Genomic DNA, 23,210 nt, shown 5'->3' with positions numbered 1-23,210 from the left:
AGTCGGAATCCCTGTGAATGTTCAACGATGAACAATAAAGTACAACCATGAACAAAAATCAAGCCCTGCCGTGGGACCACCCGCGCTTCAAGAGCTGGATCTCCGTCGGCCGCGCCTGCCAGCTCATGCAGCAGGCGCTGACGCGCGCGCTCTCCTCGCTCGACATCAAGCCGCCCCACCTGGACATCCTGATCAATCTCTACCGCTTCGAAGGCATCTCGCAGCAGGAGCTGGCCCGCAAGCTGCTGGTCGGCCGCTCCAACATGAGCATGCTGCTGCCGCAGATGGAAAAGCGCGGCCTTATCGAGCGGCGCCCGGACAGCCGCGACAAGCGCATCCTGCGCCTGTTCCTCACCGAGCAGGGCCGCGACCTGACGACCCGCGCCATGGTAATCCAGACGGACCTGATCGAGCGCACGCTTTCGGTGACCCCGATCGAGGATTGCATGATGATGGCGACGCATATGGAGAAGCTGATTGCCCGCCTGCAAAGCGAGGAGGCCGCGGAGGACTGAAGCTTACGGCCCCCGGCCCTTCTCCATTCTGGAGGGCTCGCGGTCAGCGGCGGTCGCGGCTGAGCCCCTTTTCCGCCAGCTCGCGTTCGTATTCGGCAAACTTCACCTCGCCGGTCTCGCCGAGTTCGCGCAGATAGGTCCAGGTGAAGATGCCGCTGTCATGGCCGTCGTCGAAGGCGATGCGCACCGCGTAGTTGCCGGTCGGCGCGACGGCCTTGATCGCCACCTCGCGTTTGCCGGGCACGGTCACCTTCTGTCCGGGCCCATGGCCCTGCACTTCGGCCGAGGGAGACAGGACCCGCAGCATTTCCGCCGGCAGAGCCGCCGTCACGCCGTCGTTGAAGCTCACCGACAGCATCCGCCGATCCTTCGACACCTTGAGTTCGGTTGGCCAGAAATCGCTCATCTTCGCATCCGTCAAATTGTCCTGCGCCGAGAACTATGCCCGCATCTTGTGCAGCGCAAGACATTTTGCCGGCCCGACAAGCACCCATTTGCTTGACGTTGGGCACCATGCTGACCATCTTAGCGGCATATGAGGGAGGTCGTGCTTTGAATTTCAGTGCCGGACCATGGCAGGATGCAACCGCGCTTGCGCCAAATGACTCGCCGATGGTCGATCCGTTCGGCCGCGCCGTGACCTATCTGCGCGTCTCGGTCACCGACCGCTGCGATTTCCGCTGCACCTACTGCATGTCGGAAAACATGAATTTCCTGCCGAAGAAGGACCTGCTCACCCTCGAGGAGCTCGACCGGCTCTGTTCCGCCTTCGTCGCCAAGGGCGTGAAGAAGCTGCGCCTGACCGGCGGTGAACCCCTGGTGCGCAAGAACATCATGTTCCTCGTCCGCAGCCTGTCCCGCCATCTCGAAAGCGGCGCGCTCGAGGAACTGACGCTCACTACCAACGGCTCGCAGCTGTCGCGCTTTGCGGCGGAACTCGCCGATTGCGGCGTGCGCCGCATCAACGTCTCGCTCGACACGCTCGATCCGGAGAAGTTCCGCACGATCACCCGCTGGGGCGAGTTCGACAAGGTGATGGAAGGCGTGCGCGCCGCCCAGGCCGCGGGCATCCGGGTCAAGCTCAATGCCGTGGCCCTCAAGGATTTCAACGAACACGAGATCCCCGAGCTGATGCGCTATGCCCATGCCAACGACATGGACCTGACGCTCATTGAAACCATGCCGATGGGCGAGACCGGCGAGGACCGCACGGACCAGTACCTGCCGCTGTCCCTGGTTCGCCAGCGGCTGGAGGAGAGCTTCACCCTCACCGACCTGCCGCTCTCCACCGGCGGCCCCGCACGCTATGTCAGGGTCAAGGAGACCGGCGGCAAGCTCGGCCTGATCACGCCCATGACGCATAATTTCTGCGAGAGCTGCAACCGCGTGCGCCTCACCTGCACCGGCACGCTCTATATGTGCCTCGGCCAGGACGATGCGGCCGACCTGCGCACCGCGCTGCGCGCATCGCCCGACGATGCCTTCCTGTCGGCGGCGATCGACGAGGCGATCGGCCGCAAACCGAAGGGCCACGACTTCATCATCGACCGCGACCACCGCCGTCCGGCCGTCGCCCGCCACATGAGCGTCACCGGCGGCTGAATGCCGACGGAGGTCTTGCTGGCTCTATGCACTCCGACACGTCGCACACTGCTTTTCTTGCGTCCAATCCGACAAACACCGTATAAGGCGATATCGGACATGCGTCGCTTCCGTTAGAAGGGGCGACAGAGATTTCCAGGATTCCCCCCGAATGGCACTGTCCAACAATACCAAGGGTGCCTTGCTGATGGCGCTCTCGATGGCCGGCTTCACGTTCAACGATGCGCTGAGCAAGGCCGTGACCCCGCTGATGAATGTCGGCCAGCTGATGTTCGTGCGCGGCGCACTCACCACCATTCTGGTCTTCCTGGTGGCCCGCCACATGGGCGCCCTCGGCGACATCCGCATGCTGACAAGGCCAACCGTGCTGTTGCGCATGTTGTTCGAAACGCTGGCCGCCGTCACCTTCCTCAGCGCGCTTGGGCAGATGCCGCTCGCCAACGTCTCGTCGATCCTGCAGTCTCTGCCGCTCGCCGTCACGCTCGGCGCTGCCCTCTTCCTCGGCGAGCCGGTCGGCTGGCGGCGCTGGACGGCGATCGGTATCGGTTTCCTCGGCGTGCTGATCATCATCCGGCCCGGCCCCGAAGGCTTCACGCTGGCCTCGCTCTACGTGCTGATGAGTGTCGTCTTCGCAGCCGCCCGCGACCTCGTCACCAAGAAGATCGATTCCGGCACATCGTCGCTCGCCATCACGCTCAGCACCGCCGCCGGCATCACCATCGCCGGTGCAGCGCTGATCGTTCCCTTCGGCGGCTGGCAGCCGATGAGCGCTTCGACCTGGGGGATCATGCTGATCGCCTCCTGCCTGATCTTCATCGGCTACCTGGCGATCATCATGGCCATGCGCACCGGCGAGATTTCCTTCATCGCTCCGTTCCGCTATACGAGCCTGCTCTGGGCGGTCACGCTCGGCATGGTCTTCTTTGGCGAAGTTCCCGACATCTGGATGGTAGTCGGCACGGTAATCGTCATCGGTTCCGGCCTCTACGCCTTCTATCGCGAGAACAAGCGCCGCGCGGAGATGGCGAGGCTTGAGGCCGCGTCGGCCAAACCGGCCCTGTAAGCCGGCCAGCGAGCACCCATGGACGCGACAAGGAAAGACAGCTTGAAGACCGCCCGCTTCCTCGACCGCCGGTCGCCCCCGCACATCGTCACGCTGGTGGCCATCGCCGGCCTCTCGGCGCTGACGATGAACATCTTCCTGCCGTCGCTGCCCAGCATGGCGAAGGACTTGGGCGTGTCCTACGGCACGATCCAGATCCTGATCTCCGGCTATATCGCCATGACGGCCGTGGTGCAGATCGCCATCGGGCCGCTGTCCGACCGTTTCGGGCGGCGGCCGACCGTCATCGGCAGCCTCGTCATCCTGCTGGCCGCCACCCTCGTCTGCATGGTCGCGACCGACATCTACACGCTCATCGCCGCCCGCATGCTGCAGACCGCCGTGGTCGCCGGCATCGTCCTGTCGCGCGCCATCGTGCGCGACATGGTGCCGATGGAAGAGGCCGCCTCGATGATCGGCTACGTTACCATGGGCATGACCATCGTGCCCATGATCGGCCCGACGCTCGGCGGCGTGCTGGGCGACGCCTTCGGCTGGCGCGCCAATTTCGTCGCCATCTTCGCCCTCGGCGTGGTGGTGCTGGCGCTGGTCGCGGCCGACCTCGGCGAAACCAACCGCAACCGCAGCGCCAGTTTTTCCGCGCAGTTCAGGGCCTGGCCGGGGCTGCTCGCCTCGCCGCAGTTCTGGGGCTACACGGCGGTGGTGACCTTCAATTCCGGCGCCTTCTTCGCCTTTCTCGGCGGCGCCCCTTTCATCGGCGCAACGCTGATGCAGATGAGCCCCAGCACGCTCGGCTTGCAATTCGTCTTCATCGCCGCCGGCTACATGGCCGGCAACTTCGTCTCCGGCCGTTACGCGCGGCGCTACGGCACCTCCAACATGATGCTCGCCGGCACCATCGCCATGATCGTCGGAACGCTGGTTCCGGCCGCCTTCCTGCTGGCGGGCGTGAACTCCGCCTTCGCCTTCTTCGGACCGCAAGTGATCGTCGGCTTCGGCAACGGCCTCACTCTGCCGAGCGCCAATGCCGGCGTCGTCAGCGTCAAGCCCCATCTCGCCGGTTCGGCCTCGGGCCTGAGCGGCGCCATCGCCATGGGCGGCGGCGCGGCGACCTCGGTATTCGCCTCCTCGATCCTCACCGTCGAGACCGGCGCCATGCCCATGCTGCTGGTCATGCTGGCCTGCGGCGTGCTCGCCGTGGCCGCTATCCTCTACCTGCGCTATGGTGATCCTCAGGACAGTTGGAGAGCCGAGGAGGAGTGATGCACGACCGATCCGTCCCCGCGCTGATCCTCGCCGGTGGCCTGTCGCGCCGCATGGGCCGCGACAAGGCCTCGGCCGAGCTTGCCGGCAAACCGATGATCGTGCGGGTCGCCGAACGATTGAGGCCTCAGGTCGGCGCGCTGGCCATCAACGCACCTGAGGATTTTGCGGTGGGTGTCGACCTGCCGCTCGTTCCCGACACGATCGGCGGCCATCCGGGGCCGCTCGCCGGCGTGCTCGCCGGCCTGCGCCGCGCCGCCACCATAACGCCCGCCGCGACCCATCTACTGACCGTCCCGGCGGACACGCCCTTCCTGCCGCTCGATCTCGTGGCGCGGCTCGAAAGCGCGGCCGCGGCACCCGACCAGATCGTGCTGGCCGCCTCCGACGGTCAGGTCCATCCGGTCGTCGCACTCTGGCCGCTGTCGCTCGCGGACGATCTGGAGACATGGCTGGCCGAGCCCGAAAACCGGAAACTGCAGGCCTTCATCGCCCGCCACGCATCCTTGGCTGTCGACTTTCCCCTCCTCGCAACGCCGGCCGGGAGCCTCGATCCCTTCTTCAACGTCAACACGCCGGACGATTTCGCAACGGCCGAACGCTTCATCGAGGTGCGAGCCACATGACCGACGAACCACGCATCTTCGGCATTTCCGGCTGGAAGAACTCCGGCAAGACCGGCCTGGCCGTCCGCCTGGTCGAGGAGTTCACCCGTCGCGGCTACCGCATCTCGACCATCAAGCACGCCCATCACGACTTCGACATCGACAAGGTCGGCGCCGACAGCTACCGCCATCGCCAGGCCGGCGCCCACGAGGTCGCCCTCGTCTCGGGCACGCGCTACGCCATCATGCACGAACTGCGCGGGGCAGACGAACCGAGCTTCGAGGACATCCTCGCCCGGCTCGGTCCCTGTGATCTGGTGCTGATCGAGGGCTACAAGCGCGAGCCCGTACCGAAGATCGAGGCCCGCAGGCTGGACGCGAAGAATCGCCAGCCGCTGGCCCCGAACGATCCGCACATCGTCGCGATCGCCGCCGATCATCCGGTCGCCGGTGAGCCCCTGCCCGTCTTCGACCTCGACGACACCCAGGCGATCGCCGACTTCATCGCCCGCGTCACCGGTTTGCCGCAACCCCGCGCATGAAGACTTCAGCGTAGACCAGACATGAAAAAGGGCCGCCGGATCATCTCCGGCGGCCCTTTCGATTGCGATCGTCAGTCGACCTGTCAGTTGGCGGCGGTCGCCGGGCGAACGAGCGAGGTGACGCGGCGGATGGCGACGCGGCGGTTCTGCTGTTCGTCTTCGGCCGTGCGGATCTTCAGGTAACGTTCGCCGTAACCCTGGACCGAGAGGTTTTCCGGCGGGATGCCGTAGACTTCGGTCAGCAGGTTGGCGACGGTTTCCGCACGCTGGTCCGACAGGATCAGGTTCGAACGGTCCGAACCGACGGCATCGGTATGGCCTTCGATCAGGAAGGTCTCGCCCGGATCCTTGGCCAGCACCTGTTCCATGGCCGCGGCGACCTTGCGCAGCGTCTTGGCCTGGGCCAGCGGCACCTCGGCCGAGCCCGACGGGAAGGTGATCGTGTCGAGGTCGATACGGCGGACCTTGTCACGAATACGGGCCGACGACTTCACCTCCTCGATCGAGTAGACGCGTTCGACGCGCTCGACCGGCGGCTGGGCGAGGAAGTCGTAGTAATCCCGATCCGGTGCATCGGACGTGGTGACGATATAATCCTGGACCGGAATGGTCAGGCGCATCGGCGGCAGGCTGTAGCCTACGTCGACATAGACATGCGGTTCGTCACGGTCGGCTTCCGGCGCATAGAACAGGACATATTCGTCGCCACCCGCCGTGAAGCGCGAGCGAAGGATGATGTCGCCGAAGCGGTTGTAGACCGTCACCAGGCGCGAGCCATCATTGCGCTCGATCGTTTCGCGAACACGACCACGCGACAGTTCTTCGTAGAAGGTCTGCTCCTCGTCATAGCGCAGGCGCGAACGGTCGTCACCGCGAACGACTTCCAGGTTGCCGATGTTGATGATCGTCCGGTTGTCGACTTCCTCGATCACCCGCACTTCGTTCACCTGATTGACGATGTTGGTCTCGTTGTTGTTATTCGTGACGTTCGTGACGGTGGTCACATTGGTCACATTGTTGATGACGGTGGTCGGCACTTCGAAGGTCGGAGCGGAGTCGCGCGTCGTTCCTTTCTCCGTGATGATGGCTTCCATCACCTGCGGTTCGAACTTCGGCGCTTCGCCCTGGGCCTCGAGATCGCTTGTGGGGGCTGCGACGACCGGGGTTTCTTCGCGAAGCACGGTGCGGGCATCGCGGACATTGGCAGCACCGGTATTGTCTGCGTCCTTGTCGCTGTCGAGCACGGCAGCGCCGTTGTCGACCGGCAGCACCACGGTTTCGGCCGTGCTGGACGGATCCTCGGCGATCTGCTGCTTGTCTTCTTCGGTGCGCTCGTCGATGACCTCGACCACCGGCGCATCCTTCGGCGCTTCGACGGCCGGCACGACGACCTGTTCGCCGGTCGGCTGCGCAGCCGGCTCGGTCGTCGACTGATCCTGCGGCACGACCGGGGTTTCGCCCGGAACGGCGTCCTGGGCAGGCTTCAGCTGATCATCGGTCAGCGGGCTCTCGGCCGGCTGCTCGGCAGGAGCCGGTTCCGCTGCAGGAGCCTCCTCGGCCGGCGCCTGATCGGCAGGGGCCGCCTCATTGGCCGGAGCCTCCGGGGTCGGAGCCGGTTCCTCGGCCTGGGCCGGCTTTTCGGCCGGGATCTGCTCGGCAGGCGCTTCCTCTACGGGAGCCGGTTGTTCTGCCGGCGCCTGTTCGGCCGGCGGGCACGCATCGGCAGATGCCGCCTGCGATCCATCGGCACAGGTCACGGCTTCCGCTGCCGGCTGCTGCTCGGCGGCTTTCTGGGCTTCTTCGGCAGCCTGTTGCTCGGCGGCCTTCTGCGCTTCTTCTGCGGCCTGCTGTTCGGCAGCCTTCTGGGCCTCTTCGGCGGCCTGCTGTTCAGCGGCCTTCTGAGCCTCTTCGGCAGCCTGCTGTTCTGCGGCCTTCTGGGCCTCTTCGGCAGCCTGTTGTTCGGCAGCCTTCTGAGCCTCTTCGGCAGCCTGCTGTTCTGCGGCCTTCTGGGCCTCTTCGGCAGCCTGTTGTTCGGCAGCCTTCTGGGCCTCTTCGGCAGCCTGTTGTTCGGCAGCCTTCTGCGCTTCTTCAGCAGCCTGCTGTTCTACGGCCCGCTGGGCTTCCTCGGCGGCCTGCTGCTCGGCAGCCTTCTGCGCTTCTTCGGCGGCCTGCTGCTCGGCAGCCTTCTGCGCTTCTTCGGCAGCCTGCTGCTCGGCAGCCCGCTGGGCTTCTTCTGCGGCCTGCTGTTCAGCGGCCCGCTGCGCTTCCTCGGCAGCCTGCTGCTCGGCAGCCCTCTGGGCCTCCTCGGCTGCTTGCTGCTCGGCGGCCTGCTGGGCTTCCTGAGCCTGCTGTTGCTCGGCGGCGCGCTGGGCGTCGATCGCGTCACAGCTCGCCTGGTCGGCCGCCTCGCTTCCGTCGCTGCAGGTGACGGCAGCCTGGGCCAGCAGGATCATGCCTTCGACCGCACCCGGACGGGATTGGCTGGCGGCGTCCTGCGCACGCAATACGGCCGCGGCGGCCACCGGCTCGACCATCGCCGCGGCGGAAAGTACCGGCACGGCAACGGTGGCGAACAGTCTCGATCTTAGATTCATATTCGTTTCCTTGCGAAGCGTGTCACCACGCGGAGAGTGTTGGAGGAGCCAATGGCGAGGAGGCTTTTTTAAGGCCACGCGATTCTCCCGCTCCCATGCGGCAGAACCTAGTTGTTCGCGAATTAACCCTGGCTGAACGAAAAAGTTTCCTTCCATCGACGTTTTTCGTCATCCCGCCGCAGCCATCCCCGCCACGTCGCTATTGCTCAACTGTACAATTTTTTATCGGCGACGCGTCTTTGCAGTTGATTTTCCCTAGAAAAGAGTAGGAATATCGCGACAGGTACGACACGCCGGTGTCGCGCTTGCCCTGTTCAGCGCAGGAATCATAACAACCGCGCGAACGACCAACAGAGAGGATCTCATGCGTATTTCGACACGTTTCTTCGCCGCCGCTTCGATTGCCGCCTTGTCGCTTTTTGCCGGCAGCGCAATGGCCGAAGGCGAAAAGCTGATCATCGGCACCGAGGGTGCCTACCCGCCCTTCAACAACCTCGAATCGGACGGCACGCTCGTCGGCTTCGACATCGACATCGCCAAGGCTCTTTGCGATGAGATGAAGGTCACCTGTGAATTCGTCACCCAGGATTGGGATGGCATCATCCCGGCGCTGCAGGCGAAGAAGTTCGACGCCATCATCGCCTCGATGTCGATCACGCCGGAACGCCTGGAAAAGGTCGACTTCAGCGACAAGTACTACAACACCGGACCGGCGATCGCCGTGCCGAAGGATTCGCCGATCACCGATGTCGCCGGCCTGAAGGGCAAGGTGCTCGGTGCGCAGTCGTCCACCACCCACGCCAACTATGCTGAAAAGCACATGGCGGATTCCGAGCTGAAGGTCTACCCGACCACGGACGAGTACAAGCTCGATCTCGAAGGCGGCCGCGTCGACGCCGTCATCGACGACGTCGTCGTCCTGTCGGAATGGGTCAAGTCCGAAGCCGGCGCGTGCTGCAAGATCCTGACCGCGCTCGCCCCCGACATCGAAATCAACGGCCCGGGCGCCGGCATCGCCGTTCGCAAGGGCGAAACCGCGCTTGCTGAAAAGTTCAGCGCCGCGATCAAGGCGATCCGCGCCAACGGCAAGTACAAGGAAATCAACGACAAGTTCTTCGATTTCGACGTCTACGGCGAGTAAGCGTTGAGAATCTGATCCCGGAATGGCGGAAGGCTTGCACTTCCGCCATTTCCACTTGAAAAAGAATGACAAAAATTTGCGGCTCGAACCGCAGAGGGGAAATTCAGCATGAGCGGATTGTTTTCCGCGCTCGGGTCGTTCTGGGCCTGGTTCCAGTATGCCTTCGATCCGCTGTGCGGACCGGCCGGCGTCTTCACCATTTTCGGCAGTTCCTCGATCGTCGCCTGTGGCGCGACCGGCTGGGGCGACGAGATCGCCTTCGGCGTCAAGGTCACCGTCTCCCTTTCTCTCGCGACGCTGCCCATCGGGCTGCTGATCGGCTTTTTCGTGGCGCTTGCCATGCAGTCGGAAGAAAAGACGCTCAGGCTCGCCGGCGGCATCTATACGACGATCTTCCGTGGCCTGCCCGAGCTGCTGACGCTGTTCATCGTCTATTACGGCGTGCAGATGGGCATCCAGTCGATCCTCTCGTGGTTCGGCAACGACCAGCGGATCGAGATCAATGCCTTCGTCGCCGGCATGATCGCGCTGTCCGTGGTATTCTCCTCCTATTGCTCCGAAGTGCTGCTCTCGGCCTTCCGCGCCATTCCGAAAGGCCAGTACGAGGCCGGCGATGCGCTCGGCCTGCATCGCGCCCGGACCATGCGGCTGATCATCGTGCCGCAACTGATCCGCATCGCCCTGCCCGGCCTCGGGAACCTCTGGATGAACCTTCTTAAGGACACGGCGCTCGTCTCCGTCATCGGCCTGTCCGACATCCTGCGCCAGACCGGCATCGCCGCAAAGGTCGCCAAGGAGCCGTTCTTCTTCTATCTGCTGGCTTGCGCCCTCTTCCTCTTTCTTGCCGTCGTCTCGTCGATCGGCATCAGCGCGATCGATCGCTGGAGCAACCGCGCCGGAGTCCGCCGATGAGCTACGCCACCCAACTCATTCCGCCGCGCCCGGCCCCGCCGCAGCGCATCGTTGCCCTCAGCGGCTCGCGCATCCTCGGCCTTGTCGGCATCGCATTGTGGCTGCTGCTCGGCGCCGCCCTCGCCTATATGATGATCAGCAACTGGGATACCGACAAGTTCGTCAAATACGGACCGCGCTACCTGTCCGGCCTTTGGGTCACGCTGACGCTGGTAGTGACCTCGATCACGCTCGGCGCCCTGCTCTCGGCGCCGATCGCCTTTGCCCGGATGTCGAAGAACCGCGTGCTGAATGTCATATCCTACGCCTATGTCTACGTCTTCCGCGGCACGCCGCTGCTCGCCCAGATCTACCTGATCTACTACGGCTTCGGCTCGTTCCGCCCGCAGATCGAAGCGGTCGGCCTGTGGTGGTTCTTTCGCGAGGCCTGGTATTGCGCGCTGCTGTCGATGACGCTCAACACCGCGGCCTATCAGGCGGAAATCCTGCGCGGCGCGATCCTCAGCGTGCCGCGCGGACAGACCGAAGGCGCCAAGTCGCTCGGGCTCAGCCCCTTCGTCACCTTCCGCAAGATCATCCTGCCGCAGGCCCTGATCGTGGCGCTTCGCCCCTATGGCAACGAGATCATCCTGATGGTCAAGGGCTCGGCCGTCGTCGCGGTCGTCACCGTCCTCGATCTGATGGGTCAGACCCGCTACACCTTCTCGCGCACCTTCGACTACCAGGCCTATCTGTGGGCTGCGATCTTCTATCTGTCGATCGTCGAGGCCATGCGCCATGTCTGGGCGGCGATGGAAGCGCGGCTGACACGCCATCTCAGGCGCTGAACCCGCCACGTCCTGCCCTCGCGCTGGCAGCACTCGATGAGTTCGGCTGCCAAGTCATTGGTTTCGAACAGAAATTCCGACCCGATCCACCCTCGTTAAGCTTCCGTTAACCTTGCGATGCTGTCATGGATGATAGGCCGCCCCCTCAGGCGGCCGATCGGTCCGCCGAAGCGGAACACCGCCGGCTCCGGTCCTCTGGATAAGGGAACGAAGACGAGGTTGTCATGAACAACGAAATGGAACTGATGCTGAAGGGCTACGGCCTGACGACGGCGCAAATCCTCTACCGCCTGCCCGACCATCCCACCCTGCTGCAAACCTATGTCTGGCAGCAGTATGATCTGGCGCCGGACTTCCCCGAGATGAAGGGCTTCCTGAAATTCTGGCAGGAAAAGCTCGACGGGCCGCTGCATTCCGTCCGCTATGTGCACCAGCAGCTGATAGCCGCCAACGAATGGCGGGCGCTGAGGGGCGAATTCATCCTGCACTGACGCCGGTCAGACATGCACCTCGCCATGGGCGAACTCGCCGTCGTCCGGTTCGCGGTGGAGTGCTGAGTAGACCACGGCACAGTGCAACAGGCCGACGGCGGCCAGAACCAGCCATCCCGGCAAGGGGCCGAGCGTCGCGTTGGCCACCAGGTCGCCGAAGGAATGGATGAACTCGACCGAGGGCTCGTCCGGCAGCAGCTTGGGGCTGGATATCTTGAGCGCCCAGGCCAGCAGCAGGATGAGATACATCCAGACATAGTTGCGGCGGATGCGGCGGAACAGCGCCTCGCGGTAGCTCATTAGAAAGGCGGGGCTGCGCAGGCTTGCCGCGATCGCCACCGCCCAGTCGGGATTGAGCTCGGCCTGCGGGCTCAGCACCTGGGCGAAATAGTGCCGCTCCAGCTGGCGCACCCGTGCCCGGTAGACGTCGAAGAAACGGTAGCGCCGCGCCTCGATCATCAGGAACAGCGAAATCAGCAGCATGGCGAACAGCACCACGCCATGATGCGAGGTCGGTGTCGACAGCGACACCGAGAGCAGGCCGGCGACCACGGTCATGGCCCAGTTCGAGGTACGGTCGATCCGGTCGCGCCAGCTGGTCATTCGGCCGATCTCGCCGCGATAATAATGGATGATCATATTGGCTTTTTCGACCGAATTCGCCGGCAGGGCCGGCCCGTCGCCATGCGTCTTGCCTGCCCCCTGGATGATCGTGCCCGCACCCTGGATGATTTCGCCCTGTTCCGCCATGCCGCTGCCCACCTCCCGTGTAACCTTCGTGGTTACCCCGCCTAACGAGGCACGGCAAGGCCGTGTTCCGGCCACAGGCCGGCCTCACGCATTGCCAAAGGCCCGGCGACCCTTTAGAGGCTGGCCAAACGGGCGCCGGCGGTCGGCGCGCAACGATTGGAGTTTCCCCATGGCCAAGATCGACGAAGACGCATTGGCGGAAGCCTACAACCGGGCGCTGGCGCTCGAAAAGGCCGGCGACATCGACGCCGCCGTCAAGGCCTATGAGGAAGTGCTGGCTATCGACCCCGAGGACCATGGCGGTGCCTCCGTCCGCATCGCCTCGCTCGGCCGCGGCGAAGCCCCGCCGAAGGCGCCGGACGCCTATGTCGAGACGCTGTTCGACCAGCATGCCGAAGCCTTCGAGGACATTCTCGTCGAACAGCTCGGTTATGCGGTTCCCGCCATGGTGCGCCAGCGGCTCCAGGCGCTGGAGCTCGGTCCCTTCAAGCGTATGCTCGACCTCGGCTGCGGCACCGGCCTCACCGGCGGCACGCTGCGCGACATGGTCGACGACATGACCGGCATCGACATTTCCGAAAACATGGTCGAGATCGCCCACGAGAAGGATCTCTATGAGACCCTCTACGTCGCCGAGGTCGAGGATTTCCTTGAGGACAATGACGACGAGGCCTTCGACCTCATCACCGCGACCGACGTGCTGCCCTATCTCGGCGCGCTCGAGCCGCTGTTCTTCGGTGCGGCGGAAAACATGCTCGCCGGCGGCCTCTTCATCTTCTCGTCGGAGACCCTGCCCGAAGACGTGCTGGCCGGCCGACCCTACATGGTCGGTCCGCACCAGCGCTTCGCCCACTCGGAAGCCTATATCCGCGAGCGGCTTGCCTCGACCGGCTTCGAGATCGTCGAGATGTCCGAGATCAATGTGCGCATGCAGGACGGCAACCCGTCTCCGGGCCATCTGGTGATCGCGCGCCTCAAGGGCTGAACCGATTGCCGCGCCGGTGATTTGATGAGAAGCTGAGGGGCACGCCGGAGGCGGCCCCGTCTCTTCTCGTCAGAGGTCCCCTATGATCCGCGCCATGTTTCTCGCCGTTCTTCTCTGTCTGGCCGGAAAGGCCTGGGCCGCGGGCGATCCCGTCGCCGGCGAAGCCGCCTATACGAAGGCCTGCGCCCGCTGCCACCGCAGCGTCGACCGCCTCGTCCCGATGATCGCCGGCCCTGACGCGGCGGCCAGGAGCGCCTATCTCGATGGCTTCCTCGCCGACCACAAGGCACCCGATCCGGCCATGCGCGCCGACATCATCGCCTACCTGCTGAAAGTTTCGGCCTTGTGAGAACCGCAGCCCGGCCTGCCGCGCTTTTCCTTCGCCGCGCAATGCTTTAATCCTGCCCACACGAAACACGAGGCAGGAGAATTCTGAGCATGGCCAAGGTCGCATTCATCGGTTTGGGCGTCATGGGTTACCCGATGGCGGGGCACCTGAAGACCAAGGGCGGTCACGACGTCACCGTCTATAACCGCACCGCCGCCAAGGCCGAGAAGTGGGTCGCCCAGTTCGGTGGCAAGGCCGCGGCCACTCCGGCCGAAGCGGCAAGGGATGCCGATTTCGTCTTCACCTGCGTCGGCAATGACGACGACCTGCGCTCGGTGACGATCGGCAAGGGCGGCGCGCTGTCCGGCATGAAGTCCGGCGCAATCCTGGTCGACAACACCACCGCATCGGCCGAGGTCGCCCGCGAGCTTGCCGAGGCGGCAGCGGCAAAGGGCTGCGGCTTCGTCGATGCGCCCGTTTCCGGCGGCCAGGCCGGCGCCGAGAACGGCGTGCTGACCGTCATGTGCGGCGGTGATCCGGAAACCTTCGACAAGGCCAGGCCCGTGATCGATGCCTTTGCCCGTATGGTCGGCCTGATGGGTCCCGCAGGCGCCGGCCAGCTCACCAAGATGATCAACCAGATCTGCATCGCCGGCCTGGTCCAGGGCCTTGCCGAGGGGATTCACTTTGGCAAGAAAGCCGGCCTCGACATTGAAAAGGTTATCGAAGTCATCTCCAAGGGGGCGGCCGGTTCCTGGCAGATGGAAAACCGCCACAAGACGATGAACGAGGGCAGGTACGAGTTCGGCTTCGCCGTCGACTGGATGCGCAAGGATCTCGACATCGTGCTGTCCGAGGCCCGCCGCAACGGCGCGGCCCTCCCCGTCACCGCCCTGGTCGACCAGTTCTACGGCGAAGTGCAGAAGCTCGGCGGCAATCGCTGGGATACGTCCTCGCTGCTCGCCCGGCTCGAAAAGAAATGACGCTGACGCCTGCATCTTCGGTCGACGAAATCGTCGCCTATCTCCAGTCGTTGAGGAACGAAGCCAACATTGCCGGCATGGCACGGTTCGGCATCGACACGACCACGGCGCTCGGCATCACGACGCCGCAGATGCAGGCTCTTTTCCGGCAGGTGAAGCGCGACCACCGCCGGGCGCTCGCCCTGTGGGACACGGGCCTGCGCGACGCCCGCATGCTGGCGATCCTGACCGCCGATCCCCAGGCGCTGACGATGGACGAGGCGCGGGCCTGGACGGGCGACTTCAATTCCTGGGAAATCGTCGACACCGCCGCGGATATCTTCACCGACACGCCCTACTGGCGCGATCTTGTCGCGGAGTTCGCCGCCGACGAGCGCGAATATGTCCGCCGCACGGCCTTTGCCATGATCGCCGGCGCCACCGTCCATAACAAGGACGAGCCGGATCTGGCCCTGCTCGCCTATCTGCCGCTGATCGAGAAATACGCGACCGACCCGCGCAACTTCGTCCGCAAGGCCGTGAACTGGGCGCTGCGCAATATCGGCAAGCGCAACCGCACCTGCCACGCTCCGGCGCTGGCGCTCGCCGAAAAACTGGCGGCGAGCGACGACAAGACGGCACGCTGGATCGGCAAGGATGCCGTGCGCGAACTGACGAGCGAAAAGATCCTCAGGCGCCTGAAGCCCTGAGGCTCGGCGCGAGCCTCAGTCCTCGGAATTGCGCTGGTTGTCGAGCAGCATGTAGTCGAGCGGCAGTTCCGTCGTGTACTTGATCTGCTCCATGGCGAAGGCAGAGGACACGTCGCGGATCTCGATCTTGGCGATCATGCGCTTGTAGAAGGCGTCATAGGCGGCAATGTCCGGCACGACGACCCGCAGCAGGTAGTCGACGTCGCCGCTCATGCGGTAGAACTCGACGACTTCCGGGAATTCCGCCACCACTTCGGAAAAGCGCTTCAGCCATTCGATCGAATGGCTGGAGGTGCGGATCGAGACGAAGACGGTGACCTTGGTATTGACCTTGACCGGATCGAGCAGCGCGACGCGGCGACGGATGATGCCGTCTTCCTCCATCTTCTGGATGCGCCGCCAGCACGGCGTGGTCGACAATCCGACCTTCTTCGCCAGATCGGCGACGGCCAGAGTGGAGTCTTCCTGAAGGATGCGGAGAATTTTTCGGTCGAGTCTGTCCATGCCAAAGCCTTTCGAATAATTTTCTCGATATAGCTCAAATTTGGTTAAAGCAAAGAAAATCGTTTCAGCCAGCCAACGTCTCCACCGCGCATTTCAGCACCGGCAGAACCTCGGCCTCGAACCAGGGATGGCGCTTCAGCCAGCCGGTGTTGCGCCAGCTCGGATGCGGCAGCGGCAGGACCTTCGGCCCCTCGACATTACCCTGCCAGTAGTCGCGCCAGTGCTCGACCGTCTCGGTCATCGTTTTTCGCCGGCGGCCGCCCAGATGCCAGGCTTGCGCATATTGGCCGATCGCCAGCACCAGCTCGATCTGCGGCATGGCCGCCATCACCGTCTCCCGCCATTGCGGCGCGCATTCGCGCCGCGGCGGCAGATCGTGGCCGCTTTCGTTGTAACCGGGAAAGCAGAAGCCCATCGGGGCGATGGCGAAGCGCCGGCGGTCGTAGAAAGCCTCTCGATCGACGCCGAGCCACTGGCGAAGCCGGTCGCCCGAGGCATCGTTGAACGGCAGGCCCGTCTGGTGAACTTTCAGCCCCGGCGCCTGCCCGGCGATTAGGATGCGGGCTTCAGAGGAGATTATGGCGACGGGGCGAGGCTCGTGCGGCAAGCGGTAGTCAGGCCCGCCGGCCGGACAATCGCGGCAGATGCGGCAGGCGGCAATGGCGCGCCGAAGCGGGTCCATCGCCTCGTCCATGCCCTCGACAGCACCACCGTTCTCCATCATGCGGCCGGTCAGAGGGCCGCGCTCGGCCGCTGATGCACGGCCTTGTACCAGCGCCAGACATGCGTCAGCTCCTCCGGACAGGTGATCTTCGCCGGCTTCATGAATTCGAAGGCGATCATCGCGGTGATGTCGGCGATCGTGTAGCGCGGCCCGGCGATGAATTCGCGGGTCGCCAGCTCGCCGTCGAGGAAGCGCAGGAAGTCCAGCACCTTCGGCTTGTTGACCTCCCCCCATTCCGGCACCTGCGGCACCTCCCATTCGCGCATGGCCGGATGCAGGTGGCGGAAGGCGGCGGCCACCGCGGCGAAGAAGCTCAACTCCGCCCGCCGGTTCCACATCTCGACCAGCGCCTTGTCCTTGGCATCGATGCCGAACAGCGGCGGATCGGGCTGGCTCTCCTCGAAATAGCGGCAGATGGCGACCGATTCGCACAGGATCGTCCCATCGTCGAGTTCAAGGATCGGCAGCCGCTGCAAGGGATTTTTCGAGGTAATCTCGGGGGACTTGTGCCCGAGCGACCCCATATCGACCGGCACGATCTCGACCTCGATCCCCTTTTCCTTGAGGAACACCGTGACCCGCCGTGGATTGGGCGCCCGCCCACCGTCATAGAGCTTCATGATACCTCCCGCGATGTTGGCTCAGTTGACACCAAGCCAACGGCCAATGAAAGCCAAAAAGCCGGGAGAATGTTCCCCTTCTTCGAGCTCCGCCCCTGCCTGATGGCTGCGCCGCCAGTCGGCGGGCCGCTCGAACTCGCCCGCCCAAAGGCCGAGACCGTCAAGCCGCGCCGCCGCCTCCTCGCGGACATAATCGCCATAAGAGACGGCAAGCCCCTCGCGCACCAGCCCCGCATTGACGTCGGCCTTGCCGGCCCTGCAGCGGACCAGCAACCGGCCATAGCGGTCGCGCTCGCCGCCGCTGCAGGAGAAATCGCCATGCGCCGCCCAATCGGCAAGCCTGAGCTTCGCGGTCTCGCCGCAGGCGGTCGGCGCACCGTCTTCGCGGCAACTCTGGTCGATCTCCGGCGCGTCGATCCCCTCGAGCCGGAAACGCGCGCCGGCCTGCATCAGCGTGTCGCCGTCAACCACGGTGAAATGCCCGGCGACGACCTGCCGATTGCCGTTCTCCAGCTTGGCGGCGATCAGAAGCCCGAGGAAAAGCATCGAAAGCCCGACGACGGCATCGCGCAGAATGCGCCATGTGCGCTTCACATTTCGGCCCATTTCAACAACGAAACCTTGGCGAGCATGGCAAACAAATCCTTTTCGACAGCATCTTCTTAAGAATTACCCGCTAATTTTGCCTGATCCGCGACAAGTGACCATCCGACAATATGAGTAAAGGCGTCCCAACCTCGACTGACAAGAACATCGTCGACCTCTCCCGCGGCCATCGCAACACGGCTGTGGCGAAGGCGGTCCGCACGACGCGCGAACGCTTGCAGTCGAACAAGGCCGGGACGATGCTGTTCGAGAGCGAAATGCTCGGCATGCATGTCGGCGCGACCCTGCAGGGTGCGGCCGTGATGCCGATCGTCATCCTCATGGTCAGCGGATTCGGCGCCTACATCAATCCTGACCCGACGCTCTTCCTCTGGACGCTGGCGACCCTTACCGTCCACGCGCTCAACATCATCCTCGTCAAGCGCGCCGCGCGCCATGACCTGACCACAGCGAACCTGGTCAAGTGGCGCCGCCTGCTGCTCGCCGGCCAGGCCGCCATGGGCGTCTGCTGGGCCGTCTTCTCGCTGCAGTCCTGCACCGCCTGCAGCGGCGACACCTTCGTGCTCTACAAGGGCGCGGCCCTGCTGATCGTGCTGTCGGTCACGGCCATGTCGAACATGCTGCTGCGCCAGGCGGTGCTGTTCGGCTTCCTGCCGACCGTCGGCGCGCTGGTCTATGTGGCGATCACCACCCGCCATGCGCTCGACATCGGCGTCACCGCGCTGTTCACTACCGCGCTCGTCTTCTTCATCTACATCACCAGCCGGCTGCATCAGGCCAACTGACCTGAGACCCACTTTCCCTCCAGTTTTCGGGAGAGTCTTGGGTTTTTAATCTGGCCTCATGCGGCCTGTTTTTCCATAGCCATTTTCATTGCGAACTCGCTGGGGGTGATATTGCCCAGCGACGAGTGGGGTCTGCTCCTGTTGTAATCCTCCTTCCATGCGTTGATGGCGGCTCGGGCCTGAGTGAGCGACGAGAACAGGGTCTCGTTGAGGCACTCGTCACGGAAGCTGCCGTTGAAGCTTTCGACGAAGCCGTTCTGCATCGGCTTGCCTGGGGCGATGTAGTGCCATTCGACCTTTGCTTCCTGGCACCATTTGAGGATGGCCATACTGGTCATCTCCGTGCCGTTGTCCGAGACAATCGTCCTCGGCTTTCCCCGTCTGGCGATGAGACTATCCAGTTCGCGGGCAAGCCGTGCCCCCGACAGGGATGTGTCGGCGACCAGGCACAGGCATTCACGGGTGAAGTCGTCGACCACCGCCAGAACACGGAACCGGCGGCCGTCGGTGAAGGCATCGCTGACGAAGTCCAGGCTCCAGCGCTCGCCCGGACGCGACGGCAGAGCCAAAGGACGTCTCGTCCCCAAGGCCCGCTTTCGGCCGCCGCGCTTGCGCACCGTCAGCTTCTCCTCGCGATAGAGACGTCGAAGCTTCTTCAGGTTCATGACCATCCCCTGCCGGTCGAGCATCACGTGGATACGGCGATAGCCGAAGCGACGACGCTCGGACGCCACCTTCTTCATCGCCTCGCGGATGGACGCATCGTCCGGCCGCACGCTCCGATATCGCATGCTCGAACGATCCACCGATAGAACCTCGCACGCCCGACGCTGGCTCACCCCGTGCTGCGCACAGACGTGAGCCACCGCATTCCGCTTCACATCGGGCGTCACCATTTTTTTGCAGCGACATCCTTCAGGATCGCATTGTCCAGCATGGCCTCGGCGAGCAGCTTCTTCAGCTTGGCGTTCTCGTCCTCGAGCGCCTTCAGCTTGCGGGCATCGGACACGTCCATGCCGCCGTACTTCGCCTTGTATTTGTAGAAGGTTGCATCCGAGATGCCGTGCCTGCGGCAGACATCGACTGTCTTCGCGCCCGCCTCCTGCTCCTTCAATATTCCGATGATCTGTTCTTCCGTGAACCGTGAACGCTTCATTCGTCCGTCTCCTTGATGTGACGGACTCTACCAAATTCTGGAGGAAGTTCAGGGTCTCAGGTCACAACCTCAAGCTCCTCTCCTTCCAGACGGAAAAGGACGACCTGATCGCCGAGCTCGAAGTGGCGAAATCGCTGTCCGACGAGGCGCGCCGCCGCGCCGAGGAGGCCAACCTCGCCAAGTCGCGCTTCCTCGCCTCGATGTCGCACGAGCTGCGAACGCCGCTCAACGCCATCCTCGGCTTCTCGGAGGTCATGGCGACGGAAGTGCTCGGCCCGCTCAACAATCCGCTCTACAAGGAATATTCCGGCGACATCCATCGCTCCGGCCAGCACCTGCTCGACCTGATCAACGAGATCCTCGACCTGTCGCGCATCGAGGCCGGCAAATACGAGCTGAACGAGGAAGTCGTGTCTCTGCTCGATCTCGCCGAGGACTGCGTCGGCATGGTCCAATTGCGCGCCAAAGCCAAGAACATCACGATCGAGGAACAATTCGAACCCGATTTGCCGGCCGTCTGGGCCGACGAGAAGGCCATGCGCCAGGTCGTGCTCAATCTCCTGTCCAATGCGGTCAAGTTCACCCCCCAGGGCGGCGAGATCCACATCAAGGCCGGCTGGACGGCGGGCGGCGGCCAGTATGTCTCCATCCGCGACAACGGTCCCGGCATTCCGGAAAACGAGATCCCGGTCGTTCTGTCCGCCTTCGGCCAGGGCTCGATCGCCATCAAGAGCGCCGAACAGGGCACGGGCCTCGGCCTGCCGATCGTCCAAGCGATCCTTGCCAAGCACGGCGGCGAATTCAAGCTCAAGTCGAAGCTGCGCGAAGGCACCGAAGTCATCGCCATCCTGCCCGCGCGCCGCGTGCTCGAAAGCCTGCCGGCCGTGACCGAGACCCATGCGGTCGAGCCGCGCAAACGTCAGTTCGCCTGACCGCCGGCTTCGCCCAGGCTCACGCCGCAATCACGTTTTTCTTTCGTGCGTCTGTCATCAATCCCGCCTATCTTCGGCGAAAATCGACGGATTCGGGAGATCTCCATGACCAAGCTGCTGTCCGCAATGCTCTTCTCGACGGCCCTCGCCGGCGCACCGGCCCTGGCCGCCGACACGCCGACCGAGCTCACGGTCATGAGCTTCAACATCTGGGGCGGCGGTGCCAACGAGCAAAAGGACGTGTCGGAGACGGCCGCCGCGATCCGCGCCGCCGGCGCCGACATCATCGGCATCCAGGAGACCAAGCCGGAACCCGACGTCTGCGACGCCGACGATTGCGTGCCGACCGGCCAAAGCGTCGCCAAGCAACTCGCCGAGGCGCTGGGCTTCCACTACTACGACCAGACCAAGACCAATCCGGCGCTTTGGGCCAACGCGATCATCAGCCGCTACCCGATCGGCAAGCCGACCGACAATGATCTCGGCGCCGAAATCGACGTCAACGGCCGCAAGGTCTACGCCTTCAACATTCATCTCACCGACTTCCCCTACCAGCCCTACCAGCTGCTCGGCATTGAATACGGCCCGGCCCCCTTCCTGAAGACCGCCGACGAAGCCGTCGCTGCGGCCACCAAGGCGCGCGGCCCGGCGCTTGATCTGGTGATGAAGGACATGAAACAGGCCGAGGGCGCCGACGCCGTCTTCCTCTTCGGTGACTTCAACGAGCCGTCCCATCGCGACTGGACCGACGCGGCCGTCAAGGCGGGCCGCCAGCCGATGGCGGTGAAGTATCCGTCTGCGCTGAGGATCGAGCAGGAAGCCGGCATGACGGACCTGCTGCGCACCGCCTATCCCGACGAAGTGGCCAAGCCCGCCTTCACCTGGACGCCGACATCCGAGCCGACCGCCAAGGACGATCATCATGACCGGATCGACTACGTCTTCGGCCGTGGCCCGAAGCTGGAGACGTTGAGCGTTTCCGTCGTCGGCGAAAAGAAGCCGGAGGCGGACATCGTCGTCACACCGTGGCCGGCGGATCACCGCGCGGTCGTCGCCAAGGTTCGCTTTTAGAGCGGTTGCCGGTTAGGCGGCGAAGAAAACGATGTAGCCGGCATAGAGACCGTTCGCCACCAGCAAGCAGAAGACGGCAAACGAGCCGAGATCCTTGGCGTTGCGGCCCACCGTCGAGATTTCCGGCGAAATGCGGTCGACCAATTCCTCGATCGCCGTGTTGACCGCCTCGACGCAGAACAGCACCAGCATCAGGATGATGAAGGTGACAAATTCGCCAAGCGTCGCGCCGACGAAAGCGAACAGCGCAAGGCCGATGACCAGCGCCAGCAGCTCGTGGCGAAACGCCGCCTCGCCGATCAGCCGGCGAAAGCCCTGGAGGGAATAGCGACCGGCCGCGAAGAAATGGGCGATGCCCGTCTTCTTCTCGATCGCCGCCGCGGCCTTGGCCGCGGCTTTCTTGTCGCACGCGTCGTTAGCCATCGGACTTCGTGGATACCCCGGCGCTCTGGAAGGTCGCCATGCCGGAATGGCAGGCGGCGGCGGCCTTGACGATGCCGGCAGCAAGGGCGGCACCCGTGCCCTCGCCAAGCCGCATGCCGAGCGCCAGGAGCGGCGTCTTGCCGAGTTTCTCGATCGCCTTCAGATGGCCCGGCTCGCCGGACACGTGACCGATCAGGCAGTGGTCGAGCGCCGACGGATTGACGGCCTTGAGGATGGCTGCGGCCGAGGTCGCGACATAGCCGTCGATCAGCACGGGGATCTTCTGCATCCGGCAGGCGAGGATGGCGCCGGCCATGGCGGCGATCTCGCGCCCGCCGAGGCGGCGGAGAATCTCCAGCGGGTCGCCGAGATGGTCCTTGTGGAATTCGACGGCGGTCTTCACCGCGTCGATCTTGCGCTTCAGCACGTCGCCTTCCGATCCAGTACCCGGACCGACCCATTCCTCGGCCGTGCCGCCGTAGAGCGCCAGATTGATCGCGGCGGCGATCGTCGTGTTGCCGATGCCCATTTCCCCGATGCATAGCAGGTCGGTGCCGCCGGCGATCGCCTCCATGCCGAAGGCCATGGTCGCGGCGCAGTCGCGCTCGGAAAGGGCGGCCTCGCAGGTGATGTCGCCGGTCGGATAGTCGAGCGCCAGGTCGAAGATCTTCAGGCCGAGATCATAGGTCGCGCAGATCTGGTTGATCGCCGCCCCGCCGGCGGCGAAGTTCTCGACCATCTGCTGCGTCACCGACGACGGATAGGGCGTGATCCCGTGCTTGGTCACGCCGTGATTGCCGGCGAAGATGGCGACCAGCGGGCGCGTGACGGCCGGTGGACGGCCGGTCCAGGCGGCGAGCCAGAAGGCGATCTCCTCGAGCCGGCCCAGCGCGCCGGCCGGCTTGGTCAGCTGCCGGTCACGCTCGCGCGCCGCCACCAGCGCCGCAGTATCGGGACCGGGCAGGTCACGCAACAGCGCACGGAAATCGTCGAATGGCAGGCCGGTCACGGTCATGAGTAAGGCTTCCTTGTAATCTGCGTCGAAATCGGGCTTTGTTGGCTCCTCTAATACGGACCGCGCCCTGCCGCAACAAGCCAA

At 64.3% G+C, this 23,210-nt stretch carries 27 protein-coding genes and 1 pseudogene; 18 read left to right on the top strand and 10 right to left on the bottom strand.

Going from position 1 to position 23,210, the window contains the following annotated elements; all coding sequences use genetic code 11:
- The first annotated feature begins 47 nt into the window (after positions 1-47).
- Positions 48-515: a MarR family winged helix-turn-helix transcriptional regulator gene (locus AC07Y0_RS06360; protein ID WP_454746180.1), complete on the top strand. Its 468-nt coding sequence runs from the start codon at positions 48-50 to the stop codon at positions 513-515.
- A gap of 43 nt (positions 516-558) precedes the next feature.
- On the opposite strand, the gene AC07Y0_RS06355 is transcribed toward AC07Y0_RS06360, so the two are convergent.
- The gene (locus AC07Y0_RS06355) at positions 559-921 is read right to left on the bottom strand and encodes a gamma-butyrobetaine hydroxylase family protein (RefSeq protein WP_498675582.1); all 363 of its coding nucleotides are present in this window, start codon (positions 919-921) and stop codon (positions 559-561) included.
- A 206-nt stretch (positions 922-1,127) separates the two neighbouring features.
- On the opposite strand from AC07Y0_RS06355, the gene moaA reads away from it, so the two are divergent.
- The 5 genes from moaA to mobB all read left to right on the top strand — a co-directional run bounded on the left by moaA (position 1,128) and on the right by mobB (position 5,590).
- Positions 1,128-2,117 (top strand): GTP 3',8-cyclase MoaA, encoded by a 990-nt coding sequence (moaA, locus tag AC07Y0_RS06350; protein WP_498680183.1) that lies wholly within the window; start codon positions 1,128-1,130, stop codon positions 2,115-2,117.
- 151 nt (positions 2,118-2,268) lie between these two features.
- A complete protein-coding gene (locus AC07Y0_RS06345; RefSeq protein WP_498675580.1) occupies positions 2,269-3,180 on the top strand; it encodes a DMT family transporter in 912 nt (303 codons plus the stop codon).
- A 42-nt stretch (positions 3,181-3,222) separates the two neighbouring features.
- Entirely contained in the window at positions 3,223-4,443 is a 1,221-nt protein-coding gene (locus AC07Y0_RS06340; RefSeq protein WP_498675578.1) for a multidrug effflux MFS transporter, read from the top strand.
- The gene (mobA, locus tag AC07Y0_RS06335; RefSeq protein ID WP_498675576.1) at positions 4,443-5,069 is read left to right on the top strand and encodes a molybdenum cofactor guanylyltransferase MobA; all 627 of its coding nucleotides are present in this window, start codon (positions 4,443-4,445) and stop codon (positions 5,067-5,069) included. Before AC07Y0_RS06340 ends, mobA begins: the two co-directional genes overlap by 1 nt.
- Complete coding sequence (gene mobB, locus AC07Y0_RS06330) at positions 5,066-5,590, top strand: molybdopterin-guanine dinucleotide biosynthesis protein B (RefSeq protein ID WP_498675574.1); 525 nt, start codon at positions 5,066-5,068, stop codon at positions 5,588-5,590. Before mobA ends, mobB begins: the two co-directional genes overlap by 4 nt.
- A gap of 83 nt (positions 5,591-5,673) precedes the next feature.
- Here the strand turns inward: mobB and AC07Y0_RS06325 are convergent, their stop codons facing one another.
- The gene (locus AC07Y0_RS06325) at positions 5,674-7,347 is read right to left on the bottom strand and encodes an OmpA family protein (protein ID WP_498675573.1); all 1,674 of its coding nucleotides are present in this window, start codon (positions 7,345-7,347) and stop codon (positions 5,674-5,676) included.
- Between AC07Y0_RS06325 and AC07Y0_RS06320 the strand changes: the two genes are divergently transcribed.
- The 5 genes from AC07Y0_RS06320 (at position 7,273) to AC07Y0_RS06300 (ending at position 11,555) form a co-directional block, all read left to right on the top strand.
- On the top strand, positions 7,273-8,178 hold the full coding sequence (locus tag AC07Y0_RS06320; protein WP_498675571.1) for a hypothetical protein: 906 nt from the start codon (positions 7,273-7,275) through the stop codon (positions 8,176-8,178). The two genes, AC07Y0_RS06325 and AC07Y0_RS06320, sit on opposite strands and share 75 nt — an antisense overlap.
- 370 nt (positions 8,179-8,548) lie before the next feature.
- On the top strand, positions 8,549-9,325 hold the full coding sequence (locus tag AC07Y0_RS06315) for a transporter substrate-binding domain-containing protein (RefSeq protein WP_498675570.1): 777 nt from the start codon (positions 8,549-8,551) through the stop codon (positions 9,323-9,325).
- 108 nt (positions 9,326-9,433) lie between these two features.
- Positions 9,434-10,237 (top strand): ABC transporter permease, encoded by an 804-nt coding sequence (locus AC07Y0_RS06310; RefSeq protein ID WP_498675567.1) that lies wholly within the window; start codon positions 9,434-9,436, stop codon positions 10,235-10,237.
- Positions 10,234-11,064 carry an ABC transporter permease gene (locus tag AC07Y0_RS06305; RefSeq protein ID WP_498675566.1) on the top strand — a complete coding sequence of 277 codons (831 nt, stop codon included), beginning with the start codon at positions 10,234-10,236 and terminating at the stop codon, positions 11,062-11,064. Before AC07Y0_RS06310 ends, AC07Y0_RS06305 begins: the two co-directional genes overlap by 4 nt.
- A gap of 224 nt (positions 11,065-11,288) precedes the next feature.
- Positions 11,289-11,555 carry an usg protein gene (locus AC07Y0_RS06300; protein WP_498675563.1) on the top strand — a complete coding sequence of 89 codons (267 nt, stop codon included), beginning with the start codon at positions 11,289-11,291 and terminating at the stop codon, positions 11,553-11,555.
- Between the two features lie 6 nt (positions 11,556-11,561).
- On the opposite strand, the gene AC07Y0_RS06295 is transcribed toward AC07Y0_RS06300, so the two are convergent.
- Positions 11,562-12,194, bottom strand: coding sequence for a DUF2270 domain-containing protein (locus tag AC07Y0_RS06295; RefSeq protein WP_498680182.1), 633 nt, complete (start codon positions 12,192-12,194; stop codon positions 11,562-11,564).
- A 280-nt stretch (positions 12,195-12,474) separates the two neighbouring features.
- Between AC07Y0_RS06295 and AC07Y0_RS06290 the strand changes: the two genes are divergently transcribed.
- The 4 genes from AC07Y0_RS06290 to AC07Y0_RS06275 all read left to right on the top strand — a co-directional run bounded on the left by AC07Y0_RS06290 (position 12,475) and on the right by AC07Y0_RS06275 (position 15,290).
- Positions 12,475-13,290: a class I SAM-dependent methyltransferase gene (locus AC07Y0_RS06290; RefSeq protein WP_498675561.1), complete on the top strand. Its 816-nt coding sequence runs from the start codon at positions 12,475-12,477 to the stop codon at positions 13,288-13,290.
- 82 nt (positions 13,291-13,372) lie between these two features.
- On the top strand, positions 13,373-13,639 hold the full coding sequence (locus AC07Y0_RS06285; RefSeq protein WP_498675559.1) for a c-type cytochrome: 267 nt from the start codon (positions 13,373-13,375) through the stop codon (positions 13,637-13,639).
- An 89-nt stretch (positions 13,640-13,728) separates the two neighbouring features.
- Positions 13,729-14,601, top strand: coding sequence for an NAD(P)-dependent oxidoreductase (locus AC07Y0_RS06280; RefSeq protein ID WP_498675558.1), 873 nt, complete (start codon positions 13,729-13,731; stop codon positions 14,599-14,601).
- Positions 14,598-15,290: a DNA alkylation repair protein gene (locus AC07Y0_RS06275; RefSeq protein ID WP_498675556.1), complete on the top strand. Its 693-nt coding sequence runs from the start codon at positions 14,598-14,600 to the stop codon at positions 15,288-15,290. The genes AC07Y0_RS06280 and AC07Y0_RS06275 overlap by 4 nt, the downstream gene beginning before the upstream one ends.
- Before the next feature lie 15 nt (positions 15,291-15,305).
- Here the strand turns inward: AC07Y0_RS06275 and AC07Y0_RS06270 are convergent, their stop codons facing one another.
- From AC07Y0_RS06270 to AC07Y0_RS06255, 4 genes are all read right to left on the bottom strand, one after another.
- Positions 15,306-15,794 carry an Lrp/AsnC family transcriptional regulator gene (locus tag AC07Y0_RS06270; protein ID WP_028735436.1) on the bottom strand — a complete coding sequence of 163 codons (489 nt, stop codon included), beginning with the start codon at positions 15,792-15,794 and terminating at the stop codon, positions 15,306-15,308.
- 64 nt (positions 15,795-15,858) lie between these two features.
- A complete protein-coding gene (locus AC07Y0_RS06265) occupies positions 15,859-16,518 on the bottom strand; it encodes a uracil-DNA glycosylase family protein (protein WP_498675552.1) in 660 nt (219 codons plus the stop codon).
- Positions 16,519-16,526: 8 nt separating this feature from the next.
- The gene (locus AC07Y0_RS06260; RefSeq protein WP_498675549.1) at positions 16,527-17,138 is read right to left on the bottom strand and encodes a glutathione S-transferase; all 612 of its coding nucleotides are present in this window, start codon (positions 17,136-17,138) and stop codon (positions 16,527-16,529) included.
- A 21-nt stretch (positions 17,139-17,159) separates the two neighbouring features.
- Positions 17,160-17,732, bottom strand: coding sequence for a thermonuclease family protein (locus tag AC07Y0_RS06255; RefSeq protein WP_498675547.1), 573 nt, complete (start codon positions 17,730-17,732; stop codon positions 17,160-17,162).
- A 122-nt stretch (positions 17,733-17,854) separates the two neighbouring features.
- Here AC07Y0_RS06255 and AC07Y0_RS06250 point away from each other — a divergent pair, with 122 nt between their 5' ends.
- On the top strand, positions 17,855-18,529 hold the full coding sequence (locus tag AC07Y0_RS06250) for a hypothetical protein (protein ID WP_498675545.1): 675 nt from the start codon (positions 17,855-17,857) through the stop codon (positions 18,527-18,529).
- Between the two features lie 56 nt (positions 18,530-18,585).
- Here the strand turns inward: AC07Y0_RS06250 and AC07Y0_RS06245 are convergent.
- A protein-coding gene (locus AC07Y0_RS06245) for an IS3 family transposase (protein WP_498673386.1) occupies positions 18,586-19,685 on the bottom strand; the annotation gives its coding sequence in 2 pieces (ribosomal slippage) (positions 18,586-19,433 and positions 19,433-19,685; 1,101 coding nt in all).
- A gap of 65 nt (positions 19,686-19,750) precedes the next feature.
- Between AC07Y0_RS06245 and AC07Y0_RS06240 the strand changes: the two are divergent.
- Both AC07Y0_RS06240 and AC07Y0_RS06235 read left to right on the top strand, forming a co-directional pair.
- Positions 19,751-20,617: pseudogene (locus AC07Y0_RS06240) on the top strand (sensor histidine kinase); the annotation flags it as partial.
- Between the two features lie 105 nt (positions 20,618-20,722).
- Positions 20,723-21,688, top strand: a complete 966-nt coding sequence (locus tag AC07Y0_RS06235) for an endonuclease/exonuclease/phosphatase family protein (protein WP_498675544.1) — start codon at positions 20,723-20,725, stop codon at positions 21,686-21,688.
- A gap of 12 nt (positions 21,689-21,700) precedes the next feature.
- On the opposite strand, the gene AC07Y0_RS06230 is transcribed toward AC07Y0_RS06235, so the two are convergent.
- Both AC07Y0_RS06230 and cobT read right to left on the bottom strand, forming a co-directional pair.
- Positions 21,701-22,111, bottom strand: coding sequence for a diacylglycerol kinase (locus tag AC07Y0_RS06230; RefSeq protein WP_498675542.1), 411 nt, complete (start codon positions 22,109-22,111; stop codon positions 21,701-21,703).
- Complete coding sequence (gene cobT, locus AC07Y0_RS06225) at positions 22,104-23,126, bottom strand: nicotinate-nucleotide--dimethylbenzimidazole phosphoribosyltransferase (RefSeq protein ID WP_498675540.1); 1,023 nt, start codon at positions 23,124-23,126, stop codon at positions 22,104-22,106. The genes AC07Y0_RS06230 and cobT overlap by 8 nt, the downstream gene beginning before the upstream one ends.
- Between the last annotated feature and the right edge of the window lie 84 nt (positions 23,127-23,210).

It is taken from the genome of Allorhizobium sp. GW101-3B10 (genome assembly GCF_059424725.1).
The sequence above is the reverse complement of the archived record's forward strand: the minus strand, read 5'-3'. Positions and strand labels throughout refer to the sequence as shown.